General features: G+C 73.1%; 22 protein-coding genes. 8 read left to right on the top strand and 14 right to left on the bottom strand.

What is annotated here, in order from left to right:
• Positions 1-78: 78 nt before the first annotated feature.
• From ABZ495_RS05880 to ABZ495_RS05860, 5 genes are all read left to right on the top strand, one after another.
• A complete protein-coding gene (locus tag ABZ495_RS05880) occupies positions 79-1,632 on the top strand; it encodes a TldD/PmbA family protein (protein ID WP_359834612.1) in 1,554 nt (517 codons plus the stop codon).
• Positions 1,632-3,029 carry a metallopeptidase TldD-related protein gene (locus tag ABZ495_RS05875; protein ID WP_359804348.1) on the top strand — a complete coding sequence of 466 codons (1,398 nt, stop codon included), beginning with the start codon at positions 1,632-1,634 and terminating at the stop codon, positions 3,027-3,029. Before ABZ495_RS05880 ends, ABZ495_RS05875 begins: the two co-directional genes overlap by 1 nt.
• A 27-nt stretch (positions 3,030-3,056) precedes the next feature.
• Positions 3,057-3,605 (top strand): RNA 2'-phosphotransferase, encoded by a 549-nt coding sequence (locus tag ABZ495_RS05870; RefSeq protein ID WP_359834598.1) that lies wholly within the window; start codon positions 3,057-3,059, stop codon positions 3,603-3,605.
• Between the two features lie 103 nt (positions 3,606-3,708).
• On the top strand, positions 3,709-4,092 hold the full coding sequence (locus ABZ495_RS05865) for a DUF3099 domain-containing protein (protein ID WP_329490134.1): 384 nt from the start codon (positions 3,709-3,711) through the stop codon (positions 4,090-4,092).
• Between the two features lie 264 nt (positions 4,093-4,356).
• On the top strand, positions 4,357-4,614 hold the full coding sequence (locus ABZ495_RS05860) for a hypothetical protein (RefSeq protein WP_329490133.1): 258 nt from the start codon (positions 4,357-4,359) through the stop codon (positions 4,612-4,614).
• A gap of 47 nt (positions 4,615-4,661) precedes the next feature.
• Here ABZ495_RS05860 and moaA read toward each other — a convergent pair whose 3' ends face one another.
• The 4 genes from moaA to ABZ495_RS05840 form a co-directional block, all read right to left on the bottom strand.
• Positions 4,662-5,651, bottom strand: a complete 990-nt coding sequence (moaA, locus tag ABZ495_RS05855) for a GTP 3',8-cyclase MoaA (RefSeq protein WP_329490132.1) — start codon at positions 5,649-5,651, stop codon at positions 4,662-4,664.
• A 92-nt stretch (positions 5,652-5,743) separates the two neighbouring features.
• Positions 5,744-7,354 carry a cation acetate symporter gene (locus ABZ495_RS05850; protein ID WP_359834595.1) on the bottom strand — a complete coding sequence of 537 codons (1,611 nt, stop codon included), beginning with the start codon at positions 7,352-7,354 and terminating at the stop codon, positions 5,744-5,746.
• On the bottom strand, positions 7,351-7,707 hold the full coding sequence (locus ABZ495_RS05845; RefSeq protein ID WP_329490130.1) for a DUF485 domain-containing protein: 357 nt from the start codon (positions 7,705-7,707) through the stop codon (positions 7,351-7,353). The genes ABZ495_RS05850 and ABZ495_RS05845 overlap by 4 nt, the downstream gene beginning before the upstream one ends.
• A gap of 250 nt (positions 7,708-7,957) precedes the next feature.
• Positions 7,958-9,001, bottom strand: a complete 1,044-nt coding sequence (locus ABZ495_RS05840; protein ID WP_329490129.1) for a zinc-dependent alcohol dehydrogenase family protein — start codon at positions 8,999-9,001, stop codon at positions 7,958-7,960.
• A gap of 159 nt (positions 9,002-9,160) precedes the next feature.
• Here ABZ495_RS05840 and ABZ495_RS05835 point away from each other — a divergent pair, with 159 nt between their 5' ends.
• Together ABZ495_RS05835 and ABZ495_RS05830 are read left to right on the top strand one after the other, a co-directional pair.
• The gene (locus ABZ495_RS05835; RefSeq protein ID WP_359834593.1) at positions 9,161-10,156 is read left to right on the top strand and encodes a DEDDh family exonuclease; all 996 of its coding nucleotides are present in this window, start codon (positions 9,161-9,163) and stop codon (positions 10,154-10,156) included.
• Positions 10,157-10,187: 31 nt separating this feature from the next.
• Entirely contained in the window at positions 10,188-10,988 is an 801-nt protein-coding gene (locus ABZ495_RS05830) for an SURF1 family protein (protein WP_329490127.1), read from the top strand.
• Positions 10,989-10,996: 8 nt separating this feature from the next.
• Here ABZ495_RS05830 and ABZ495_RS05825 read toward each other — a convergent pair whose 3' ends face one another.
• Both ABZ495_RS05825 and ABZ495_RS05820 read right to left on the bottom strand, forming a co-directional pair.
• A complete protein-coding gene (locus tag ABZ495_RS05825) occupies positions 10,997-11,329 on the bottom strand; it encodes a thioredoxin domain-containing protein (protein WP_329490126.1) in 333 nt (110 codons plus the stop codon).
• Positions 11,330-11,755, bottom strand: a complete 426-nt coding sequence (locus tag ABZ495_RS05820; RefSeq protein ID WP_329490125.1) for a MerR family transcriptional regulator — start codon at positions 11,753-11,755, stop codon at positions 11,330-11,332.
• A gap of 178 nt (positions 11,756-11,933) precedes the next feature.
• Between ABZ495_RS05820 and ABZ495_RS05815 the strand changes: the two genes are divergently transcribed.
• Entirely contained in the window at positions 11,934-12,704 is a 771-nt protein-coding gene (locus ABZ495_RS05815; protein ID WP_329490124.1) for an SDR family oxidoreductase, read from the top strand.
• 28 nt (positions 12,705-12,732) lie between these two features.
• Here ABZ495_RS05815 and ABZ495_RS05810 read toward each other — a convergent pair whose 3' ends face one another.
• From ABZ495_RS05810 to ABZ495_RS05775, 8 genes are all read right to left on the bottom strand, one after another.
• A complete protein-coding gene (locus ABZ495_RS05810) occupies positions 12,733-13,374 on the bottom strand; it encodes an alkaline shock response membrane anchor protein AmaP (protein WP_329490123.1) in 642 nt (213 codons plus the stop codon).
• Positions 13,375-13,453: 79 nt separating this feature from the next.
• Complete coding sequence (locus ABZ495_RS05805; RefSeq protein WP_359834592.1) at positions 13,454-14,077, bottom strand: DUF6286 domain-containing protein; 624 nt, start codon at positions 14,075-14,077, stop codon at positions 13,454-13,456.
• Positions 14,078-14,238: 161 nt separating this feature from the next.
• Positions 14,239-14,628, bottom strand: a complete 390-nt coding sequence (locus ABZ495_RS05800) for a hypothetical protein (protein WP_359834590.1) — start codon at positions 14,626-14,628, stop codon at positions 14,239-14,241.
• Positions 14,628-14,819, bottom strand: coding sequence for a hypothetical protein (locus tag ABZ495_RS05795; RefSeq protein WP_329490120.1), 192 nt, complete (start codon positions 14,817-14,819; stop codon positions 14,628-14,630). Before ABZ495_RS05795 ends, ABZ495_RS05800 begins: the two co-directional genes overlap by 1 nt.
• Before the next feature lie 42 nt (positions 14,820-14,861).
• Positions 14,862-15,368 carry an Asp23/Gls24 family envelope stress response protein gene (locus ABZ495_RS05790; RefSeq protein ID WP_359834588.1) on the bottom strand — a complete coding sequence of 169 codons (507 nt, stop codon included), beginning with the start codon at positions 15,366-15,368 and terminating at the stop codon, positions 14,862-14,864.
• 165 nt (positions 15,369-15,533) lie between these two features.
• Positions 15,534-16,340, bottom strand: a complete 807-nt coding sequence (locus ABZ495_RS05785) for an enoyl-CoA hydratase/isomerase family protein (RefSeq protein WP_359834586.1) — start codon at positions 16,338-16,340, stop codon at positions 15,534-15,536.
• A 231-nt stretch (positions 16,341-16,571) separates the two neighbouring features.
• The gene (locus ABZ495_RS05780) at positions 16,572-16,805 is read right to left on the bottom strand and encodes a helix-turn-helix domain-containing protein (RefSeq protein WP_049658450.1); all 234 of its coding nucleotides are present in this window, start codon (positions 16,803-16,805) and stop codon (positions 16,572-16,574) included.
• 372 nt (positions 16,806-17,177) lie between these two features.
• Positions 17,178-18,776 (bottom strand): ABC-F family ATP-binding cassette domain-containing protein, encoded by a 1,599-nt coding sequence (locus ABZ495_RS05775; RefSeq protein WP_329490117.1) that lies wholly within the window; start codon positions 18,774-18,776, stop codon positions 17,178-17,180.
• Positions 18,777-18,837: the final 61 nt, after the last annotated feature.

Here is an 18,837-nt window from a genome sequence, read left to right as displayed (position 1 = left end):
GGACATGATGCCGTGCGGGTACCCGGTTCGGAGTACCCGCACCGTCATCCCCCCGACCAGGGAGCCCGCTTGCCTCCGATGTCCCCGACCAGCAGTTCCGGCGCCCCGCACGGGCTCGCCGTCGACCCGCTGTTCCTCGCCTACCCGCTGCGCGCCCTGGCCGACGCGGCACTCACCCGCGCCCGGGAACTCGGCGCCGAACACGCCGACTTCCGCCTGGAGCGGGTCCGCAGCGCGTCCTGGCGGCTGCGCGACGCCCGGCCGGCCGGCACCTCCGACAGCGTCCAGCTCGGCTTCGCCGTCCGGGTGCTGCTGGACGGCGCCTGGGGCTTCGCCGCCGGGGTCGACCTCACCGGGGCCGCGGCGGCGCGGGTCGCCGAACAGGCCGTCGCGGTGGCCCGGCTGTCCGGCGGGATCAGCCGGGCGGCCGGTGCGAAGGAGCGCGTCGAGCTGGCGGACGAGCCGGTCTACCCGGACGCCACCTGGGTCTCCGCGTACGAGCTGAACCCCTTCGAGGTGCCGGACGCGGAGAAGACCGCGCTGCTCGCCGACTGGAGCGCGCGCCTGCTCGGCGCCGAGGGCGTCTCGCACGTCAGCGCCAGCCTGCTGACGGTGCAGGAGAACAAGTTCTACGCCGACACCGCCGGCACCGTCACCACCCAGCAGCGGATCCGGCTGCACCCCTCGCTGGAGGCCACCTCGGTGGACGAGCGCACCGGGGCCTTCGACTCGATGCGCACGCTGGCCCCGCCGGCCGGGCGCGGCTTCGAGTACCTGCGCGGCACCGGCTGGGACTGGGACGCCGAGCTGGCCGAACTGCCCGCCCTGCTGGCCGAGAAGATGAAGGCGCCGAGCGTCGAGCCGGGCCGCTACGACCTGGTCGTCGACCCGTCCAACCTCTGGCTGACGATCCACGAGTCGATCGGCCACGCCACCGAGCTGGACCGCGCGCTCGGCTACGAGGCCGCCTACGCCGGCACCTCCTTCGCCACCTTCGACAAGCTGGGCTCGCTGCGCTACGGCTCCGAGCTGATGCACGTCACCGGCGACCGCACCGCCGAGCACGGCCTCTCCACCATCGGCTACGACGACGAGGGCGTCGCGACGCAGTCCTGGGACCTCGTCAAGGACGGTGTCCTGGTCGGCTACCAGCTCGACCGCGGCATGGCGAAGCTCAAGGGCTTCGACCGCTCCAACGGCTGCGCCTTCGCCGACTCCCCCGCCCACGTCCCGGTCCAGCGGATGGCCAACGTCTCGCTCCAGCCGGCCGCCGACGGCCCCGACACCGAGGGCCTGGTCGCCGGCGTGGAGAACGGCCTGTACATCGTCGGCGACCGCTCCTGGTCGATCGACATGCAGCGCTACAACTTCCAGTTCACCGGTCAGCGCGCCTACGCCATCCGCAACGGCGAACTCGCGGGCCAGGTCAAGGACTTCGCCTACCAGGCCACCACCACCGACTTCTGGGGCTCGATGGCGGCCGTCGGCGGCCCGCAGACCTACGTGCTCGGCGGGGCCTTCAACTGCGGCAAGGCCCAGCCCGGCCAGGTCGCGGCGGTCAGCCACGGCTGCCCCTCGGCGCTGTTCCGCAACGTCAACGTGCTCAACACCCAGCAGGAGGCGGGTCACTGATGACCGCGATTCAGCCCCACGAACTCGTCGAGCTGGCGCTCGGCCTCTCCCGCGCCGACGGCTGCGTGGTGATCGCCGACGAGGAGTCGACCGCCAACCTGCGCTGGGCCGGCAACGCGCTCACCACCAACGGCGTGACCAGGGGCCGACGGCTCACCGTGATCGCCACGGTGGCCGGCGCCGAGGGCACCGCCTCCGGCGTGGTCTCCCGCGAGGCCGTCACCGCGGACGAGGTGGAGGGCCTGGTGCGGGCCGCCGAGCAGGCCGCCCTGGCGGCCGGTCCGGCCGAGGACGCGCAGCCGCTGGTAGCCGACCGGCCGTCCTCGCCCGACTTCGCCGGGCCGCCGGCCGAGACCTCGATCGAGGTCTTCGCGGCCTTCGCGCCCGCCCTCGGCGAGGCCTTCGCCCGGGCCGCCGCCCAGGGCGAGCTGCTGTACGGCTTCGCCCGGCACGAGGTGGTCTCCAGCTACCTGGGCACCTCCACCGGCCTGCGGCTGCGCCACGACCAGCCGACCGGCACGGTCGAGCTGAACGCCAAGACCGCCGACCTGTCCGGCTCCGCCTGGGCGGGCGCCGCCACCCGGGACTTCGCCGACGTGGACGTCGCCGCGCTGCACACCGAGCTGACCAAGCGGCTGGCCTGGGGCGCTCGGAAGATCGACCTGCCGGCCGGCCGCTACGAGACGCTGCTGCCGCCCTCGGCCGTGGCCGACCTGATGGTCTACCTCAGCTGGTCCGCCGGCGGCCGGGACGCCGCCGAGGGCCGGACGGTCTTCTCCAAGCCGGGCGGCGGCACCAGGGTGGGCGACAAGCTGGCCGCCCTGCCGCTGACGCTGCGCTCCGACCCGGCCGAGCCGGGGCTGGAGGCGGCGCCCTTCGTACTGACCCACTCCACCGGCGGGGACTCCTCGGTCTTCGACAACGGCCTGGAGCTCACCGCCACCGAGTGGATCCGCGACGGCGAGCTGGCCGAGCTGATCACCACCCGGCACTCCGCCGGGCTCACCGGCCTGGCACTGCGCCCGGCGGTGGACAACCTGGTGCTGGAGACGGCCGACGGGGCCGGCGCGCCGACCCTGGACGAGATGATCGCCCGCACCGAGCGCGGCCTGCTGGTCACCTGCCTCTGGTACATCCGCGAGGTGGACCCGGCGAACCTGCTGCTCACCGGCCTCACCCGGGACGGTGTGTACCTGGTGGAGAACGGCCAGGTGGTCGGCGCGGTGAACAACTTCAGGTTCAACGAGTCGCCGGTCGACCTGCTCGGCCGGATCACCGAGGTGGGCCGGACGGAGCGCTGCCTGCCGCGTGAGTGGGGCGACTGGTTCACCCGGGCCGCGATGCCGCCGGTGCGGGTCGCGGGATTCAACATGAGTTCGGTGAGCCAGGCCTCCTAGCCGGCTCGGGGCGAGGGATCGGGAGAGATGGACGAGAAGCGCACGGTCAGGACCAGCAAGGCGCTGTCCCGCGTCCTGCGGCACGAGCCCGAGCGGATCGGGATCACGCTGGACGAGGCCGGCTGGGTCGGGGTGGACGTGCTGCTCGCCGCGCTGGCGGCGAACGGCACCCGGCTGACCAGGTCCGAGCTGGACCACGTGGTGGCGACCAACAACAAGCGCCGCTTCGCCTACTCCGACGACGGTCTCTCGATCCGCGCCAGCCAGGGGCACACGGTGGCGGTCGACCTCGGTCTGGCCGCCGCCGAGCCGCCGGCCCGGCTGTTCCACGGCACCGCCTCCCGGAGCCTGGACGCGATATTCCGCCAGGGCCTGCGGCCGATGGCCCGCCAGGAGGTCCACCTCTCGGCCGACACCGACACCGCGCTGCGGGTCGGCTCCCGGCACGGCCGGCCGGTGGTCCTGGCGGTCGACGCCGCCGCCATGGCGGCGGCCGGTCACACCTTCCGGATCAGCGCCAACGGCGTCTGGCTGACCGACGCGGTACCGCCGGAGTACCTCTCCCTACTCCATTAGGACGCGGCGTCCGCCCCCGGTCTCGTCGGCCGCCCCCGCGCGGCGTACCGTGAAGTGGCCGCGCTGCGAGGCACGGCAGGTGCGTGGACGAGGGCGGTAGGACATGGGCAAGAGCGCCGGCGGTGGACAGGTCCACCGGATCACGGGGGCACGCAGCAGCCTCACCGAGGACGTCCGGGGCCGACAGCGCCGCTACGTGGCCTCGATGCTGCTCCGCACCGTCTGCGTGCTGCTCGCGGTGGTCCTGTGGGACGTCCAGCGGGTGCTCGCGTTCGCCGCACTCGCGGGCGCGGTGCTGCTGCCCTACTTCGCGGTGCTGATCGCCAACGCCGGCCGCGAGCGGGCGCCGGGGCTGCCGAGCACCTTCGACGTACCGCCGGAGACCGTGCTGATGCTCGGCCCCGGCGGTACGGGTGGGGCCGGCGCTTCGCATGATGCCGGTGTGGCACAGAGCGTACCCACCGATTCTTCACAGCCATCGAACTGACTGTCCGTTTTAGGGGGTTTTCCAGCGACTCCCTCGACAGAAAGCTCAAAAGAACCTCAGATTAATCATGCAAGACCTCCCCATGCCGGGGTCCTGCCGTGACATACTGCGTACGCGCTCCGCATCCCCCGTCGGAGCGACGGACCGACGCCGGGCGGCTCCCCCCGTGGCTGCCCGGCGTCGCCATGCCCGGACGCGCCGTCGCCGTCCGGGAGCGTGAAAGACTGGCGGTGCAGACGACCCGCTATCGCTGAGGACGGCACCATGGAATCCCCGGGCTCCCCGCAGACGCAGGCACCGGTCTGCTCGGCCAAGGGCTGCCGGGCGGACGCCCGGTGGGTGCTGGTCTGGAACAACCCGAAGCTGCACACCCCCGACCGCCGCAAGACCTGGGCGGCCTGCGGGGAGCACCGCGAGCACCTCTCGCAGTTCCTCGGCGTGCGCGGCTTCCTCAAGGAGGTCGTCGCCCTCGCCGACTGGACCGCGCCGGACGCGCCGGGCCCCGCCGAGCCGTCCGCGTAGCGTCCGGCGACAGGGCCCGGCGACAGGGCCCGGCGGTACGGAGCCGGTCAGCCGCCGATCGCGGACATCGGCCGCTCGGGCTGCAGGAACTCCGGGGCGTCGATCCCGGCCCCGGCCTTCTTGCCCCACATCGCCGCACGCCAGAGCTCGGCGATCTCGTCGTCCCCGGCGCCCGACCGCAGCGCCGTCCGCAGGTCCGTCTCGCCGGTCGCGAACAGGCAGTTGCGGACCTGGCCGTCGGCGGTCAGCCGGGTGCGGTCGCAGGCGCGGCAGAACGGCCGGGTGACCGAGGCGATCACGCCGACCCGGCCCGGGCCGCCGTCCACCAGCCAGCGCTCGGCCGGAGCCGCGCCGCGGCGGTCCGAGGGCTCGGGGGTCAGCGTGAACCGGGTGGCGAGCCGTTCCAGGATCTCCCCGGCGGTCACCATCGACGAGCGGTCCCAGCCGTGCTGGGCGTCCAGCGGCATCTGCTCGATGAACCGCAGCTCGTAGCCCTCCGCCAGGCACCGGGCGAGCAGCTCGGGCGCCTCGTGGTCGTTGACCCCGCGCATCAGGACGGCGTTCAGCTTGACCGGCGTCAGCCCGGCGGCGACGGCGGCGCTCAGCCCGTCCAGCACGTCCTGGTGGCGGCGGCGACGGGTGAGGGTGTGGAAGGTGTCCGGGTCGAGGGTGTCGAGCGAGACGTTGACCCGGTCCAGCCCGGCGGCGCGCAGCGCCCCGGCGGTCCGGGCGAGGCCGATGCCGTTGGTGGTCAGCGAGAGCTCGGGGCGGGGTTCGAGCGCGGAGCAGGCGGCGACGATGCCGACCAGCCCCGGGCGCAGCAGCGGCTCACCCCCGGTGAACCGGACCTCCCGGACGCCGAGCTCGCGCACGGCGAGGCCGACCAGCCGGACGATCTCCTCGTCGGTGAGCAGGTCGGGCTTGGCCAGCCACTGCAGACCCTCCTCGGGCATGCAGTAGGTGCAGCGCAGGTTGCACCGGTCGGTGAGGGAGACCCGCAGGTCGACGGCCTGCCGGCCGAAAGTGTCGAGCAGCACGGCGGTCCCTTCCCGTGAGTGTGCGGCCGGGAGTGCGGCCGGCCCGGTCCCCGCTCCCGCGGGGCCGGGCCAGCTTAGTCACCACCCGCCCGTCAGTGGGCGCCCAGCCCGGTCAGCGAGCGGACCTCCAGTTCAGCGTACTTCGCCGGGTCGGCCTTCTCCTTGGAGAGCAGGGTGCCGATCCAGCCGGCCAGGAAGCCGATCGGGATGGAGACCAGTCCGGGGTTCTCCAGCGGGAACCAGTGGAAGTCGGCGTCCGGGAAGAGCGAGGCCTTGCCGCCGGAGACGACCGGCGAGAAGAACACCAGCGTCACCGAGCTGACCAGCCCGGCGTAGACCGAGCTGACCGCGCCGGTCGTGGTGAAGCGCTTCCAGAACAGCGAGTACAGCAGCGTGGGCAGGTTGGCGGAGGCGGCCACCGCGAAGGCCAGCGCGACCAGGGCGGCGGTGTTGAGCTTCCCCGCGAAGAGGCTGAGCACGATGGCGACCGCGCCGATCGCGACCGCGGCCCACTTGGCCGAGAGGATCTCCTCCTTCTCGGACGCCTTGCCGCGCCGGATGACGTTGGCGTAGAGGTCATGGGCGAAGGAGGCCGAGGAGGCCAGGGTGAGGCCTGCCACCACGGCCAGGATGGTGGCGAAGGCCACCGCCGAGATCACCGCGAGCAGGATCGCGCCACCGGTGGTGCCCGGGCCGCCGCCGAGCTGCTCGGCGAGCTGCGGGGCGGCGGTGTTGCCGGCCGGGTTGGCCGCCTTGATCGCCTTGGGGCCGACCAGCGCGGCCGCGCCGAAGCCGAGCGCCAGGGTCATCAGGTAGAAGCCGCCGATGATGCCGATCGCCCAGAGCACGGACTTCCGGGCGGCCTTGGCGGTGGGGACGGTGTAGAAGCGGACCAGGATGTGCGGCAGGCCCGCGGTGCCGAGCACCAGCGCGATCCCGAGGCTGAGGAAGTCGAGCTTGGTCGTCCCGTTCACCCCGTACTTCAGCCCCGGTTCGAGGAACGCGGCGCCCTTGCCGCTGGCGTCGGCGGCGGCGCCGAGCAGCGCGGAGGGGTTGAAGTGGTACTTGGCCAGCACCAGGACGGTCATCAGCGCGGTGCCCGCGATCAGCAGCACCGCCTTGACGATCTGCACCCAGGTGGTGCCCTTCATGCCCCCTATCACCACGTAGATCACCATCAGGGCGCCGACCGCGACGATGGTCAGCCGCTTGGCGCTGTCCCCGCTGACGCCGAGCAGCAGGGCGACCAGCGTGCCGGCGCCGACCATCTGGGCGAGCAGGTAGAAGATCGACACCACGATGGTGGAGATGCCCGCGGCGGTCCGGACGGGGCGCTGCTTCATCCGGAAGGCCAGGACGTCGGCCATGGTGTAGCGGCCGGAGTTGCGCAGCGGTTCGGCGACCAGCAGCAGGGCGACCAGCCAGGCGACCAGGAAGCCGATCGAGTAGAGGAAGCCGTCGTAGCCGGAGAGCGCGATGGCGCCGGCGATGCCGAGGAAGGACGCGGCGGACATGTAGTCACCGGAGATGGCCAGGCCGTTCTGGAACCCGGTGAAGCTCCGGCCGCCGGCGTAGAAGTCGGCGGCGCCCTTGGTCTGCCGTCCGGCCCAGACGGTGATGCCGAGGGTGGCCAGGACGAAGAACCCGAACAGGGTCATCGTCAGACCGCGGTGCTCGGTGGCGGAGCTGGCGAGCAGGGTCATTCGGCGGCCTCCCGGGGAGCGTGGACCACGGCGCCCTGGGCTTCGCGGATCGCGGCGGCGGGCGGGTCGAGCCGCCGGTCCGCGTAGCGCGCGTACCAGGCCGCGATGGCGAAGGTGGTGACGAACTGCAGCAGCCCCAGCACCAGGGCGACGTTGATGTGCCCGGCCACCTTGGTGCCCATGAGGCCGGGGGCGTAGCTGGAGAGCAGGACGTAGAGCAGGTACCAGAGGACGAAGCCGATGGTGACCGGGAAGGCGAAGCTCCGGAACGAGCTTCGAAGGGTGCGGAACTCCTCGCCCTCTTCAATGAGTTGGACTTCGGTAGGGGCAGTGGTGATCGGCGGCGATTCCACGCTGTCTCCTCACTCCTTCGGCGTAGTGGTCGCACCAGTGGAACGATCGGACGTGAGGGGCGTCACAGTCCGGATGCGCGCCGCGCAATGCTAGGAGGGTCGTGCCCGCTCCGAAAGGGGTTGTCCGTGACCAGCCATCCGTTCACCCGCTCGCGCTAGTCAATTGGCCGAAAACCATCACTTCCCGACTACGGGAAGGGCGGCACCGATGTGCGGTGCCGCCCTTCGTGGAGCCTGTGGTGACGATGCGTCAGAAAGCGATCCGTACCTTCAGCGCGGAGCGGTCGTCCATCGCCCGGTAGCCGTCCGGGACACCGTCCAGGTCGACGGTGCGGTCGAAGACCAGGCCGGGCTCGATGGCGCCGGAGAGGACGTCCGGCAGCAGCTCGGGGATGTACGCGCGGGCCGGCGCGACTCCGCCCCTGAGCGAAACGTTTCGGCCGAACATCTGGCCGATGTCCACGCCGGCGCTACCGCCGTGCGGAACGCCCACGTACCCGACCGCGCCGCCGTCCCGGGCGATCGAGATCGCGGTCCGCATCGACTCCTCGGTACCGACGGCCTCCAGCACGGCGTGCGCGCCCTGTCCCCCGGTCAGCTCCTTGACCGCCTCGATCGCCGCCTCGCCGCGCTCGGCGACCACGTCCGTCGCGCCGAAGCGCCGGGCCAGGTCGGTACGGGCGGTGTGCCGGCCGAGCGCGATGATCCGGCCCGCGCCGAGCCGGTGCGCCGCCAGGACGCCGCACAGGCCGACCGCGCCGTCGCCGACCACCGCGACGGTGGCACCGGCGCGCACGCCCGCCGTGACGGCCGCGTGGTGGCCGGTGGCCATCACGTCGGAGAGGGCGAGCAGGTTCGGCAGCAGCTTCTCGTCGCCCGCCGCCTCGCCGGGCAGCCGCACCAGGGTGCCGTCGGCGAACGGCACGCGCACGGCCTCGCCCTGGCCGCCGTCCGAGCCGACCTCGCCCCAGAAGCCGCCGTGCGGGCAGGAGGTCTGCAGGCCCTCGCGACAGAAGTCACACGTGCCGTCCGACCAGACGAACGGGGCGACCACGAAGTCGCCCGGACGCACGTCGCGGACCTCGGTGCCGACCTCCTCGACCACGCCGAGGAACTCGTGCCCGATCCGCTGCCCGGCCGTCCGCGCCGCCACGCCCCGGTAGGCCCAGAGGTCGCTGCCGCAGATACAGGCGTTCACCACGCGCACCACGGCATCGGTCGGGCGTTGGATCACCGGGTCCGGCACCTCCTCGATCCGGATGTCGTTCGGGCCGTGGATCACGGTGGCGCGCATGGGGGATTCGTCCTTCGCAGAGACGGCCGCGTGGGGGTGTGGTGCGGCCGGGGGATATTCGACTGGGTGTACGACGAATACGCGTCCCACTCTATTCCGGCCGACCGGTACGAACATTTCGGCCGAGCCCGGTCGCGACGGCGCTTATTCTGTTTGACCATGCATGCGATCCAGCCCGAGACGAACGGCGCGCCGCGGACCGTCCCCGTCCCCGCCCAGCGCTCCGCCGCCCCCGACGAGGGCTTCGCGGTGGTCGACGTCGAGACCACCGGGCTCGGCCGCTCGGACCGCGTCATCTCGGCCGGCCTCTACCAGCTGGACGCCGACGGGGAGGTCACCGACCGCTGGTACACGCTGGTCAACCCCGGCCGCGATCCCGGCCCGGTCTGGATCCACGGCCTCACCGACGACGTGCTGGCGGGCGCGCCCACCTTCCCGGAGATCGCCGACGAGTTCGCCGAGCGGCTGCGCGGCCGGGTGATGGTCGCCCACAACGCGCTCTTCGACTGGAACATGATCTCCCGCGAGTTCTCCCGGGCCGGCCTGCGCGCCCCGGTGGACCAGCGGCTCTGCACCATGGTCCTCTCCCGCGACCTGCGGCTGCCGCTGCCCAACGGCAAGCTGGCCTCGCTCGCGGCGTACTTCGGCGTCCGCCAGCGCCAGGCGCACAACGCCCTCGACGACGCCCGGGTGCTGGCCGAGGCGTTCCGGCCCAGCCTGCACCTGGCCCGCTCGGGGGGCGTCCCACTGCCGCTGCAGACCTGTGTGGCCGTCACCGACCTCGGCGCGGAGGAGCCCGCCTCCCCCGCCCGCGGCTCCTGGACCGGCGCCTCCTACCGGCAGGCCAGGAAGCGCCCGCCGTGCCCCTACCCGAACCCGGGACGCTGGGAGGACGGCAAGCCGCTGGTGCAGGGCATGCGGGTGGCGTTCACCGGCGACACCGCGACCGACCGCGAGGTGCTGGAGGACCGCGCGGTGGAGGCCGGCCTGCACATCGCCTCCTCGGTGAGCCGGCTCACCAGCCTGCTGGTCACCAACGAGCCGGGGGGCTGGAGCGGCAAGGCCCGCAAGGCCCGCGAGGTCGGCACGCCGGTCCTCGGCGAGGACGCCTTCCTGCATCTGCTGCGCGAGGTCGCCCCGCACCCCGGTGCGTGATCCGGTTGTGAGGTGGGCGTACCGTGCCCGTGTGTACCGTTTTCTGCTCTCGCGGCGCTGGGTGATCACGCTGCTGATCGCCCTGCTGCTGATCCCCACCACCATCCGGCTGGGGTTCTGGCAGCTGCACCGCCACGAGGCACGCGTGGCCCGCAACGAGCTCATCGCCCAGGCACTCACCGACCGGCCGGTCCCGTTCGACACGCTGTCGGGCTCGCCCGGCTTCACCGTCCCCAAGGACCTGACCTGGCGGACGGTGACGGCGACCGGGGAGTACGACCCGGCGCACGAGTTCGTGGTCCGCAAGCGGACCGGTTCCGGCGGGGACAAGATCGGCTACTTCGTCGTCACCCCGCTCCGGCTCTCCGACGGCAAGGGCAGCGTCCTGGTCAACCGCGGCTGGGTGGCGTCCGGCGGCTCCGCCACCGAGTACCCGCAGGTGCCGGCCGCGCCGGCCGGGGAGGTCACCCTCACCGGCCGCCTGCGCGCCGACGAGACCGCGGCCGGCAGCGGCATCCGGGATCGGGCCGGCCTGCCGGACCGGCAGTTCAACCTGATCAGCACCGAGCAGCAGGCCGGCGAGACCGGCGCCACCCTGCTCGGCGGCTACCTGGAGCTCACCGCCACCACCCCGGCCCCGGCCGACCAGCCCGAGCTGCTGCCCGAGCCCAACCACTCCGACATCGGCCCGCACATGGCGTACGCGGTCCAGTGGTGGCTGTTCACGGCGATGATCCCGGTCGGCTTCTGGGTGATGGTGCGCCGCGAGGCCAAGGACCGCGCCAAGGAGGCCGCCGAGGCCGAGGTGGAGCAGGAGAGCGTGCCGGCGTAGCCCGCGAGCTACAGCACGTCCTCCAGTTCGCGCAGCAGCCGCACCTTGGCCCGGGCGCCGACCATGGACTTCACCGGCTCACCGCCCCGGAAGACCATCAGTGTCGGCATGGACAGGACCCCGTACGCGGCCTGGGTCTGCGGATTGTGGTCCACGTCCACGGTGACCACCGTGAGCCGGTGCGCCTGCTCCTTCGCGATGTCGGCCAGCACCGGCACCATCTGGCGGCACGGCGGGCACCAGTCCGCCGTGAACTCCACCAGGACCGGCCCTTCGGCCCCCAGCACCTCGGTCGCGAACGTGTCGTCCGTGACCTCCGGCACTCCAGCGATCTTCCCCATCTACCGCTCCTCCCACTCGACTGCCAACTCACACTGCGGCGTCTGCCAGGCGGCCTCGGCCGCCAGCTCGTCACGGGCCTGCTCGGCCCGGGCGAACTGCTCGGCCACCTGCGTACGGACCTCCTGGAGCCGGGTGATGCACTCGTCCAGCTCGGCCAGCTTGCGCCGGTAGACCTCCAACGAGGCCGGGCAGGAGTCCCCCTCCGGGTGGCCCGCCCGCAGGCACTCGACGAACGGGCGGGTCTCCTCCAGTTCGAAACCGAAGTCCTGGAGCGTGCGGATCTGCTTCAGCAGCCGCAGATCGTCCTCGCCGTACGCGCGGTAGCCGTTGCCGGCCCGTCGGGCGGGTAAGAGCCCGAGCTGCTCGTAGTACCGCAGCGCCCGGGTGGTCGTCCCCGCCCGCTCCGCCAGCTCACCGATCCGCATGACCGCACCCGTTCCTTCCGACCGCCGTTCGAACGCCGTCGGGTACGACGGTAGACCTTGACGCGGGCGTCAAGGCCAGCTCCCGGACGCAGTCGGCCGAAACTCGCCGCCGCCCCGGGCCGCGGCGGCCGCCGTGCCCCCTACCCCGCCGCTCCCCCGACCCGGCAGGATGGGAGCCATGGATCTTGGACTGAAGGACACGGTGTACGTGGTCACCGGCGCCACCCGGGGCCTCGGCCTGGCGGCCGCCCGCGAGCTCGCCGCCGACGGCGCCCGGGTGCTGGTCAGCGGGCGGAACAAGGAGTCCGTCGACGCGGCGGTGGCCGAACTCGACGCCCTCGGCGGCAGCGGCGCGGCGCACGGCCTGGTCGCCGACAACGCGGACCCGGAGACCGCCGGGCGGCTGCTCGGCGCGGCCGTGGAGCGCTTCGGCCGACTGGACGGCGTGCTGATCAGCGTCGGCGGCCCGCCGCCCGGCCCGGTGAGCGCCGCCCCCGAGGAGGCCTGGCGCGGCGCCTTCGAGTCGGTCTTCCTCGGCGCCCTGCGGCTGGCCCGGGCCGCGGCCGAGGCGCTCGGCGAGGGCGGTGTGATCGGCTTCGTGCTCTCCGGTTCGGTCCGCGAGCCGATCCCCGGCCTGGGCATCTCCAACGGGCTGCGGCCGGGCCTGGCGATGGCCGCCAAGTCGCTCGCCGACGAGCTGGGCCCGCGCGGGATCCGGGTGGTCGGCCTGCTCCCGGCCAGGATCGACACCGACCGGGTCCGCGAACTGGACGCCCTCGGCGGCGACCCCGCCGCCGCCCGGGCCCGCAACAGCGCAGGCATCCCGCTCCGCCGCTACGGCACCCCGGCGGAGTTCGGGAAGGTCGCCGCCTTCGCGCTCTCCCCCGCCGCCTCCTATCTGACCGGTGTGATGATCCCGGTCGACGGCGGCGCCCTGCGCGGGCTCTGAGCCACCCGCCGGAGCCGGTCGCGGGCGGTTAGTCGACCCGCGGACGCCGACGCCGGCCGCCGCGCCCGCGCGCGGCGGCCGGCTTCGCCGCCTGCACCCGCACCCGGAGTTCGGCGGGCAGCTCGGCCAGGCCGAGGCTGGCGCGGGCGTCACCGCGCGGGCCGGTCTCGAAGTGCTCCACCAGCTCCGCCGGATCACCGCCCGGGGTCAGCCGCACGGCCGCCCGCAGCCGCTGCCGACCGGAGCCCCGCAGCAGCCGGACGCTGACCCGTTCGACCTCCGGAAGGGCCACCGTCCCGGTCTCCAGCGCCTCCTCCAGGGCCCGGGTGCGCAGCCGCAGCCGCAGTCCGCCCACCCCCGGCGTGGGGAGGACGACGGTCGCCGGGCCGCTGCGGCGCAGCTGGGCGAAGAGCCACCAGCCGGTACCGAGGACGACCAGGACCAGCCCGGCGGTCACGGCCGGCCACCACCACGTCTCGTCGGACCAGCGGGTCCGCGAGCTGGAGCTGACCACCGGCTGGTCCGGCGAGGTGAGCGGCCACCGGCTCGGCGGGTCCACCCCCAGCCGTGCGTAGAGGTCGAGCCCGCCGGCCAGCACCAGCAGGCCGACCGCCAGCAGCAGCACGGCGGCGGCGCCCAGCAGCACCCGGTTGACGGTGGACCGACTCACCGCACCATCACCACCCCTCCTCGTCCGACCTTCACCCGCGTGTCCGTCCTCCGCCGCCCGGCTCCGGGCGGTGTCCCGCTCATCCGACCCCGCCGACCCCGCCGACCCCGCCGGCCGCCGCCGTGCCCGGGACCGCCGCGGTGCCGTCCGGCGGCCCGGGCACGGCGCCGTCGCCCGCGCCGCCCCCGCCCCGCTTCGCCCGGACGTCGAGGCGCAGCGGCCGGGCCAGGCTGATCTTCCCGAGCTCCGCGCGCAGCTGCCGCTGCACCGAGGCCGGGTCGGCCGGGCCCGTGAGCACCGCCTTCACCCGGCGGCGGTTGACCCGGACGGTGAGGTGCTCGATGCCCGGCAGTCCGGCCGCCCGGTCGTGCAGGAGGGTGCCGACGCCGGCGCGGTCGATGGCGGCGGAGGTCCCGCCGAGCGGGCGCAGCGGCAGCCAGCGGCGCAGCCCGGGGGCGAGGGCGAGCCAGAGCAGCCAGGCCCCGAGCAGGACGGCCGCCCCGGCGCCGACGAGCACCCAGGGGTCGTCCAGGTGGCGGGTGGCCAGTTCGTCCGCGACCTCGGCCCGCCAGCGGCGGGCGGCGTGCCCGGTGCGCACGGCGATCACGTCGTAGAGCAGTGCGGCGCCGACCACCAGCACGACGGTGGCGACGACTACGGCGGCGACCGTGCGGGGGGCCCGCAGCCGGGGCACCTTGACCATGACCGGCTCGGGCTCGCCGGCCTCCGGCGGGAGAGCACTCGCCCCGCTCAAACCCGGCGGCGACGACCCCGGCGGGACAGCGCCCGACCCACCCGAACCCGGCGGCGACGACCCCGGCGGGAGAGCACCCGGCGCAACGGCGTCCGGTGTCGGCCCGGTCGTCACCGCGGCCCCCCGGTGACCAGTCGTTCGACGACCACCACCACCTCGCCGACCCGCGTCCCGGTCAGACCGCCGACCTGCGCGGCGATCCGCTCCCGGACGGCCCGGGCGAGCGCGGCGAGGTCGGCGGGGAACGGCAGCTCGACGGAGACCCGGACGGTGACGGTGCTGCCCGGCACGGCGACCGAGACCTTCGGCGGCGCACCCCGCTCCGTCCGGCCGCGCCACGCGTCGTCGAGCGCCTCACGGGCGGCCCGGGCGGCGATCCGGGCGTAGACCCGGTCGGCCACCCGCAGCCGCCCGCGGACGCCGGGCTCGCGGCGGCGGGCGGCGGGGGTGACCGCGGTGGTGGAGGTGGCCGGGGTGGCAGGGGTGACGGGGGACGCCATCAGCGGCGCCGGTCGCGGCCGCGCAGCAGGTCGCCGAGATCACCGATCTCGATGTCGCCCTCCAGCAGGCGCCCGACCACGAAGCCGACCACGCCCAGCGCGGCCACCAGCAGGAACGCCGCGAAGCCGCCGAAATAGCCGGCGAAGCCGAGGGCCATACCCACCACCAGGCCGACAATGGCCAGGTTCATCCGCTACTCCTCGTCTTCCACTGCTGCTGTCCCCCGACGGGGCTACTTCAACTTGGGCCGCTGTCCGGAGGGGACGCTCTCCTCTTCCTCCTCCTCGACGTCCGGCTCGTCGGGCAGATGGACGTCGTTGACCGCGATGTTGACCTCGACGACCTCCAGGCCGGTCATCCGCTCCACCGCGTCGATGATGTTCTCCCGTACCTGACGGGCCAGTTCGGGGATGACCACGCCGTACTCGACGACCAGGGCGATGTCGATGGCGGTCTGCTTCTCCCCCACCTCGGCCTTGATCCCTCGCCCGACGGCGGACTTGCCGCCGGGCACCCGGTCGCGCATCGCGCCGAAGGTCCGGGACAGGCCGGAGCCGAGGGCGTGGATGCCGGAGACCTCGCGGGCGGCCATACCGGCGATCTTCTCGACCACACCGACGGCCAGGGCGGTACGGCCGCGGTCGGTCACCCCCCGGCCGGTGTCGGCCGCCGGGGCGACCGGTCCGGGCGCGGCGGACGGGCTCTTGTGCATGGTGGCGGGCGTCGGAGTGTCAGGCATGGGTGGTTCTCCCGTCGTACGGCTCCAGCTATATCGCAAATCGCTCCAACTCTGTCATTTCGCCACGATTCGCGCCCCCGGAGCGGCGACCGGGGGAACCGCGACGCCGAAGGCCCAGCTCCGGGGGCGGTCCCCCGGAGCCGGGCCTTCGGCGTGCTCGTGCGGTCAGTCGCCGATGCCGGCCAGATCGCGCAGGCGGCGAGCCTGTGCCGCCCGTTCGGCCGAACGCTGCTCGTCGTACGAGCGTCCGCCCGCACCCTGGAGCAGCGCCTTGGTCTCGATGACGGCGCTGCGCGGGGCGGCGAGCAGCGCGGCGGCGAGGTCGCGGGCGGCGGCGTCCAGCTCCGTGCCGGGGACGGCCAGGTTGGCCAGCCCGATCGCGGTGGCCTCCTCGGCGCCGACCCAGCGGCCGGTCGCGCAGATCTCCAGCGCCCGGGCGTAGCCGACGAGCTCGGTGAGCGGCTTGGTACCGGCCAGGTCGGGGACGAGACCGAGCGAGGTCTCCTTCATGGCGAACCGGGCGTCGTCGGCGACCACGCGCAGGTCGCAGCCGAGGGCGAGCTGGAAGCCGGCGCCGACGGCGTGGCCCTGGACGGCGGCGATCGTGACCACGTCGGGCCGGCGCCACCAGGAGAAGGCCTCCTGGTAGTACGCGATGGTGTCGTCGAGGTCCTTGTCCTCGGCGGCGGCCAGTTGGAGGAAGGTGACCTCGCCGGGGATCCCCTCGGGGGTGAACATCGCGCGGTCCAGGCCGGCCGAGAAGGAGAGGCCCTCGGCGCGCAGCAGCACCACCCGGACGGCGCCGGGCAGCTCCCGGCCGACTGCGGCCAGCGCGCGCCACATCGCGGGCGACTGGGCGTTGCGCCGTTCGGGCTGACAGAGGGTGACGACGGCGAGTTCGCCGTCGATCTCCAGGCGGACGCCGTCCTGCTCCCAGCTCGGGGCCTGCGGGTCGGTGGCGGGGGCGGTCATGCGGGGACCTCCGGTGGCGAGGGACTTGGCTACCGGAGAGTAACAAAACTGGGCGCGCTGCGGCAGGGCAGCGGCGCCCAGTGTTTCGGACAGGTCCGGGCCGGGCCCGGACGGACGGCGGCGGGCATGACGATCGGCGGCCGGTTCGCTCCGACCGGAGGCGGACGACCGACGTCGTCCATCCGGCCCGCGCCCTGCCGCCGAGTCATCCGTCGAAGAACTGACGGACCGTCAGGAGCTGGCTCCAGCAGTAGCTTTGTTCTTGCCCCGCGTGGCACCGCCGCGGCCCCGGAGGATCACTCCGGACTCGCTCAGCATCCGGTGCACGAAGCCGTACGAGCGACCGGTCTCCTCCGCGAGAGCGCGAATGCTCGCCCCGGAGTCGTACTTCTTCTTGAGATCGGCCGCGAGCTTCTCACGCGCGGCACCGGTCACCCGGCTGCCCTTTTTCAGAGTCTCGGCCACCCGTGCCTCCTCGTAGCGTTGCTCGGTCAGATTCCCATGATCACCCATCCACAGCCTCCTGGCCACCCATTCGACAAGGTCGATGCCGGGAATGCGCGTTCCGTCGGTGGTGATCCGAGCGCACAAGGGCGCTCACGCAGAGTGCACGCCCCCGGAGCGATACCGCCATTCGGCGCGAAAGAGCTGATCAGCAGCGTCGGCCCGACCACGATCGAGTGGCGGGCCGACGGAAGCTTCTCAAACGGAATCCCGGACCTCTTCATTCCCGGACACGCCGTAAGTACTAGTCTTTCTGGTCCGAAAAGTGGACGAGGCGTCTACTCCAGGCCGGCGGAGGCCGGGCGGAGGCCAGGCCGGATCAAGGGAGCCGGATCAGGCGAGCGAGACCAGGTCGTTGTAGGCCGGGCTCCAGAGGTCCTCCACGCCGTCCGGCAGCAGGATGATCCGCTCCGGCTGGAGCGCGTCGACCGCGCCCTCGTCGTGGGTCACCAGCACGACCGCGCCGCTGAACTCGCGCAGCGCGCCCAGGATCTCCTCGCGGCTGGCCGGGTCGAGGTTGTTGGTGGGCTCGTCGAGCAGCAGCACGTTGGCGCTGGAGACCACCAGCGAGGCCAGCGCCAGCCTGGTCTTCTCACCACCGGAGAGCACCCCGGCCGGCTTGTCGACGTCGTCGCCGGAGAACAGGAAGGAGCCGAGGATCTTGCGGATCTGGACCAGGTCGGTGTCGGGCGCCGAGGAGCGCATGTTCTCCAGCACCGTGCGCTCCGGGTCCAGGGTCTCGTGCTCCTGGGCGTAGTAGCCGATCTTCAGGCCGTGGCCCGGGATCACCTCACCGGTGTCCGGCTTCTCCACCCCGGCCAGCATCCGCAGCAGGGTGGTCTTGCCCGCGCCGTTGAGGCCCAGCACCACGACCCGCGAGCCGCGGTCGATGGCCAGGTCCACGCCGGTGAAGATCTCCAGCGAGCCGTAGGACTTGGAGAGGTCGGCGGCAGTCAGCGGGGTCTTCCCGCAGGGCGCCGGGTCCGGGAAGCGCAGCTTGGCGACCTTGTCGTTCAGCCGGACCTGCTCCAGGCCGGACAGCAGCTTCTCCGCACGGCGGGCCATGTTCTGCGCGGCCACCGTCTTGGTCGCCTTGGCACGCATCTTGTCGGCCTGCGCGTTGAGGGTCGCGGCCTTCTTCTCCGCGTTGGCCCGCTCGCGCTTGCGGCGCTTCTCGTCGTCCTCGCGCTGCTGCTGGTACTGCTTCCAGCCCATGTTGTAGACGTCGATCGCGGAGCGGTTGGCGTCCAGGTAGAAGACCTTGTTGACGACCGTCTCGACCAGCTCGACATCGTGCGAGATGACGATGAAGCCGCCCTTGTAGGTCTTCAGGAAGTCCCGCAGCCAGGCGATCGAGTCGGCGTCGAGGTGGTTGGTGGGCTCGTCGAGCAGCAGCACGTCGGAGTCCGAGAAGAGGATCCGGGCCAGCTCGACGCGGCGGCGCTGACCACCGGAGAGGGTGTGCAGCTGCTGTTCGAGGATGCGGTCCGGCAGGCCCAGCGCGGCGGCGATGGTGGCGGCCTCGGCCTCGGCGGCGTACCCGCCCTTGGTGAGGAACTCCGTCTCCAGGCGCGAGTACTTCTTCATCGCGTTGTCCCGGGTGGCGCCCTTGCCGTTCGCCATCCGCTCCTCGTTCTCGCGCATCTTCTTCAGCACGCTGTCGAGGCCGCGGGCGGAGAGGATGCGGTCCTTGGCGAGGACGTCGAGGTCACCGGTGCGCGGGTCCTGCGGGAGGTAGCCGACCTCACCGGAGCGGGTGACCGTGCCCGAGGCCGGCAGGCCCTCGCCGGCCAGCACCTTGGTGAGCGTGGTCTTCCCGGCGCCGTTGCGCCCGACCAGACCGATCCGGTCACCCGGGGCGACCTTGAAGCTCGCGGACTCGATCAGGATGCGGGCGCCGGCGCGCAGCTCAAGGGCGTTGGCGGAAATCATGGCTGGGACTACTCCTGGGACGTGGGCGGGCGCCTGGGCATGGCACAGGGCCGGGGCAGCG

This window comes from Kitasatospora sp. NPDC005748, from assembly GCF_040630735.1.
Taxonomy (GTDB): Bacteria; Actinomycetota; Actinomycetes; order Streptomycetales; family Streptomycetaceae; genus Kitasatospora.
This window is presented reverse-complemented; position numbering and strand designations above follow the sequence as displayed.

Excerpts from the sequence above, each read along its gene's own strand:
- ABZ495_RS05785 (WP_359834586.1), bottom strand. The coding sequence starts at position 16,340 with ATGACCGCCCCCGCCACCGACCCGCAGGCCCCGAGCTGGGAGCAGGAC.
- ABZ495_RS05835 (WP_359834593.1), top strand. The coding sequence starts at position 9,161 with ATGCATGCGATCCAGCCCGAGACGAACGGCGCGCCGCGGACCGTCCCC.
- ABZ495_RS05800 (WP_359834590.1), bottom strand. The coding sequence starts at position 14,628 with ATGGCGTCCCCCGTCACCCCTGCCACCCCGGCCACCTCCACCACCGCG.
- ABZ495_RS05870 (WP_359834598.1), top strand. The coding sequence starts at position 3,057 with ATGGACGAGAAGCGCACGGTCAGGACCAGCAAGGCGCTGTCCCGCGTC.
- ABZ495_RS05860 (WP_329490133.1), top strand. The coding sequence starts at position 4,357 with ATGGAATCCCCGGGCTCCCCGCAGACGCAGGCACCGGTCTGCTCGGCC.
- ABZ495_RS05815 (WP_329490124.1), top strand. The coding sequence starts at position 11,934 with ATGGATCTTGGACTGAAGGACACGGTGTACGTGGTCACCGGCGCCACC.
- ABZ495_RS05880 (WP_359834612.1), top strand. The coding sequence starts at position 79 with ATGTCCCCGACCAGCAGTTCCGGCGCCCCGCACGGGCTCGCCGTCGAC.
- ABZ495_RS05850 (WP_359834595.1), bottom strand. The coding sequence starts at position 7,354 with ATGACCCTGCTCGCCAGCTCCGCCACCGAGCACCGCGGTCTGACGATG.
- ABZ495_RS05775 (WP_329490117.1), bottom strand. The coding sequence starts at position 18,776 with ATGATTTCCGCCAACGCCCTTGAGCTGCGCGCCGGCGCCCGCATCCTG.
- ABZ495_RS05790 (WP_359834588.1), bottom strand. The coding sequence starts at position 15,368 with ATGCCTGACACTCCGACGCCCGCCACCATGCACAAGAGCCCGTCCGCC.
- ABZ495_RS05875 (WP_359804348.1), top strand. The coding sequence starts at position 1,632 with ATGACCGCGATTCAGCCCCACGAACTCGTCGAGCTGGCGCTCGGCCTC.
- ABZ495_RS05840 (WP_329490129.1), bottom strand. The coding sequence starts at position 9,001 with ATGCGCGCCACCGTGATCCACGGCCCGAACGACATCCGGATCGAGGAG.
- ABZ495_RS05820 (WP_329490125.1), bottom strand. The coding sequence starts at position 11,755 with ATGCGGATCGGTGAGCTGGCGGAGCGGGCGGGGACGACCACCCGGGCG.
- ABZ495_RS05795 (WP_329490120.1), bottom strand. The coding sequence starts at position 14,819 with ATGAACCTGGCCATTGTCGGCCTGGTGGTGGGTATGGCCCTCGGCTTC.
- ABZ495_RS05805 (WP_359834592.1), bottom strand. The coding sequence starts at position 14,077 with ATGGTCAAGGTGCCCCGGCTGCGGGCCCCCCGCACGGTCGCCGCCGTA.
- ABZ495_RS05865 (WP_329490134.1), top strand. The coding sequence starts at position 3,709 with ATGGGCAAGAGCGCCGGCGGTGGACAGGTCCACCGGATCACGGGGGCA.
- ABZ495_RS05825 (WP_329490126.1), bottom strand. The coding sequence starts at position 11,329 with ATGGGGAAGATCGCTGGAGTGCCGGAGGTCACGGACGACACGTTCGCG.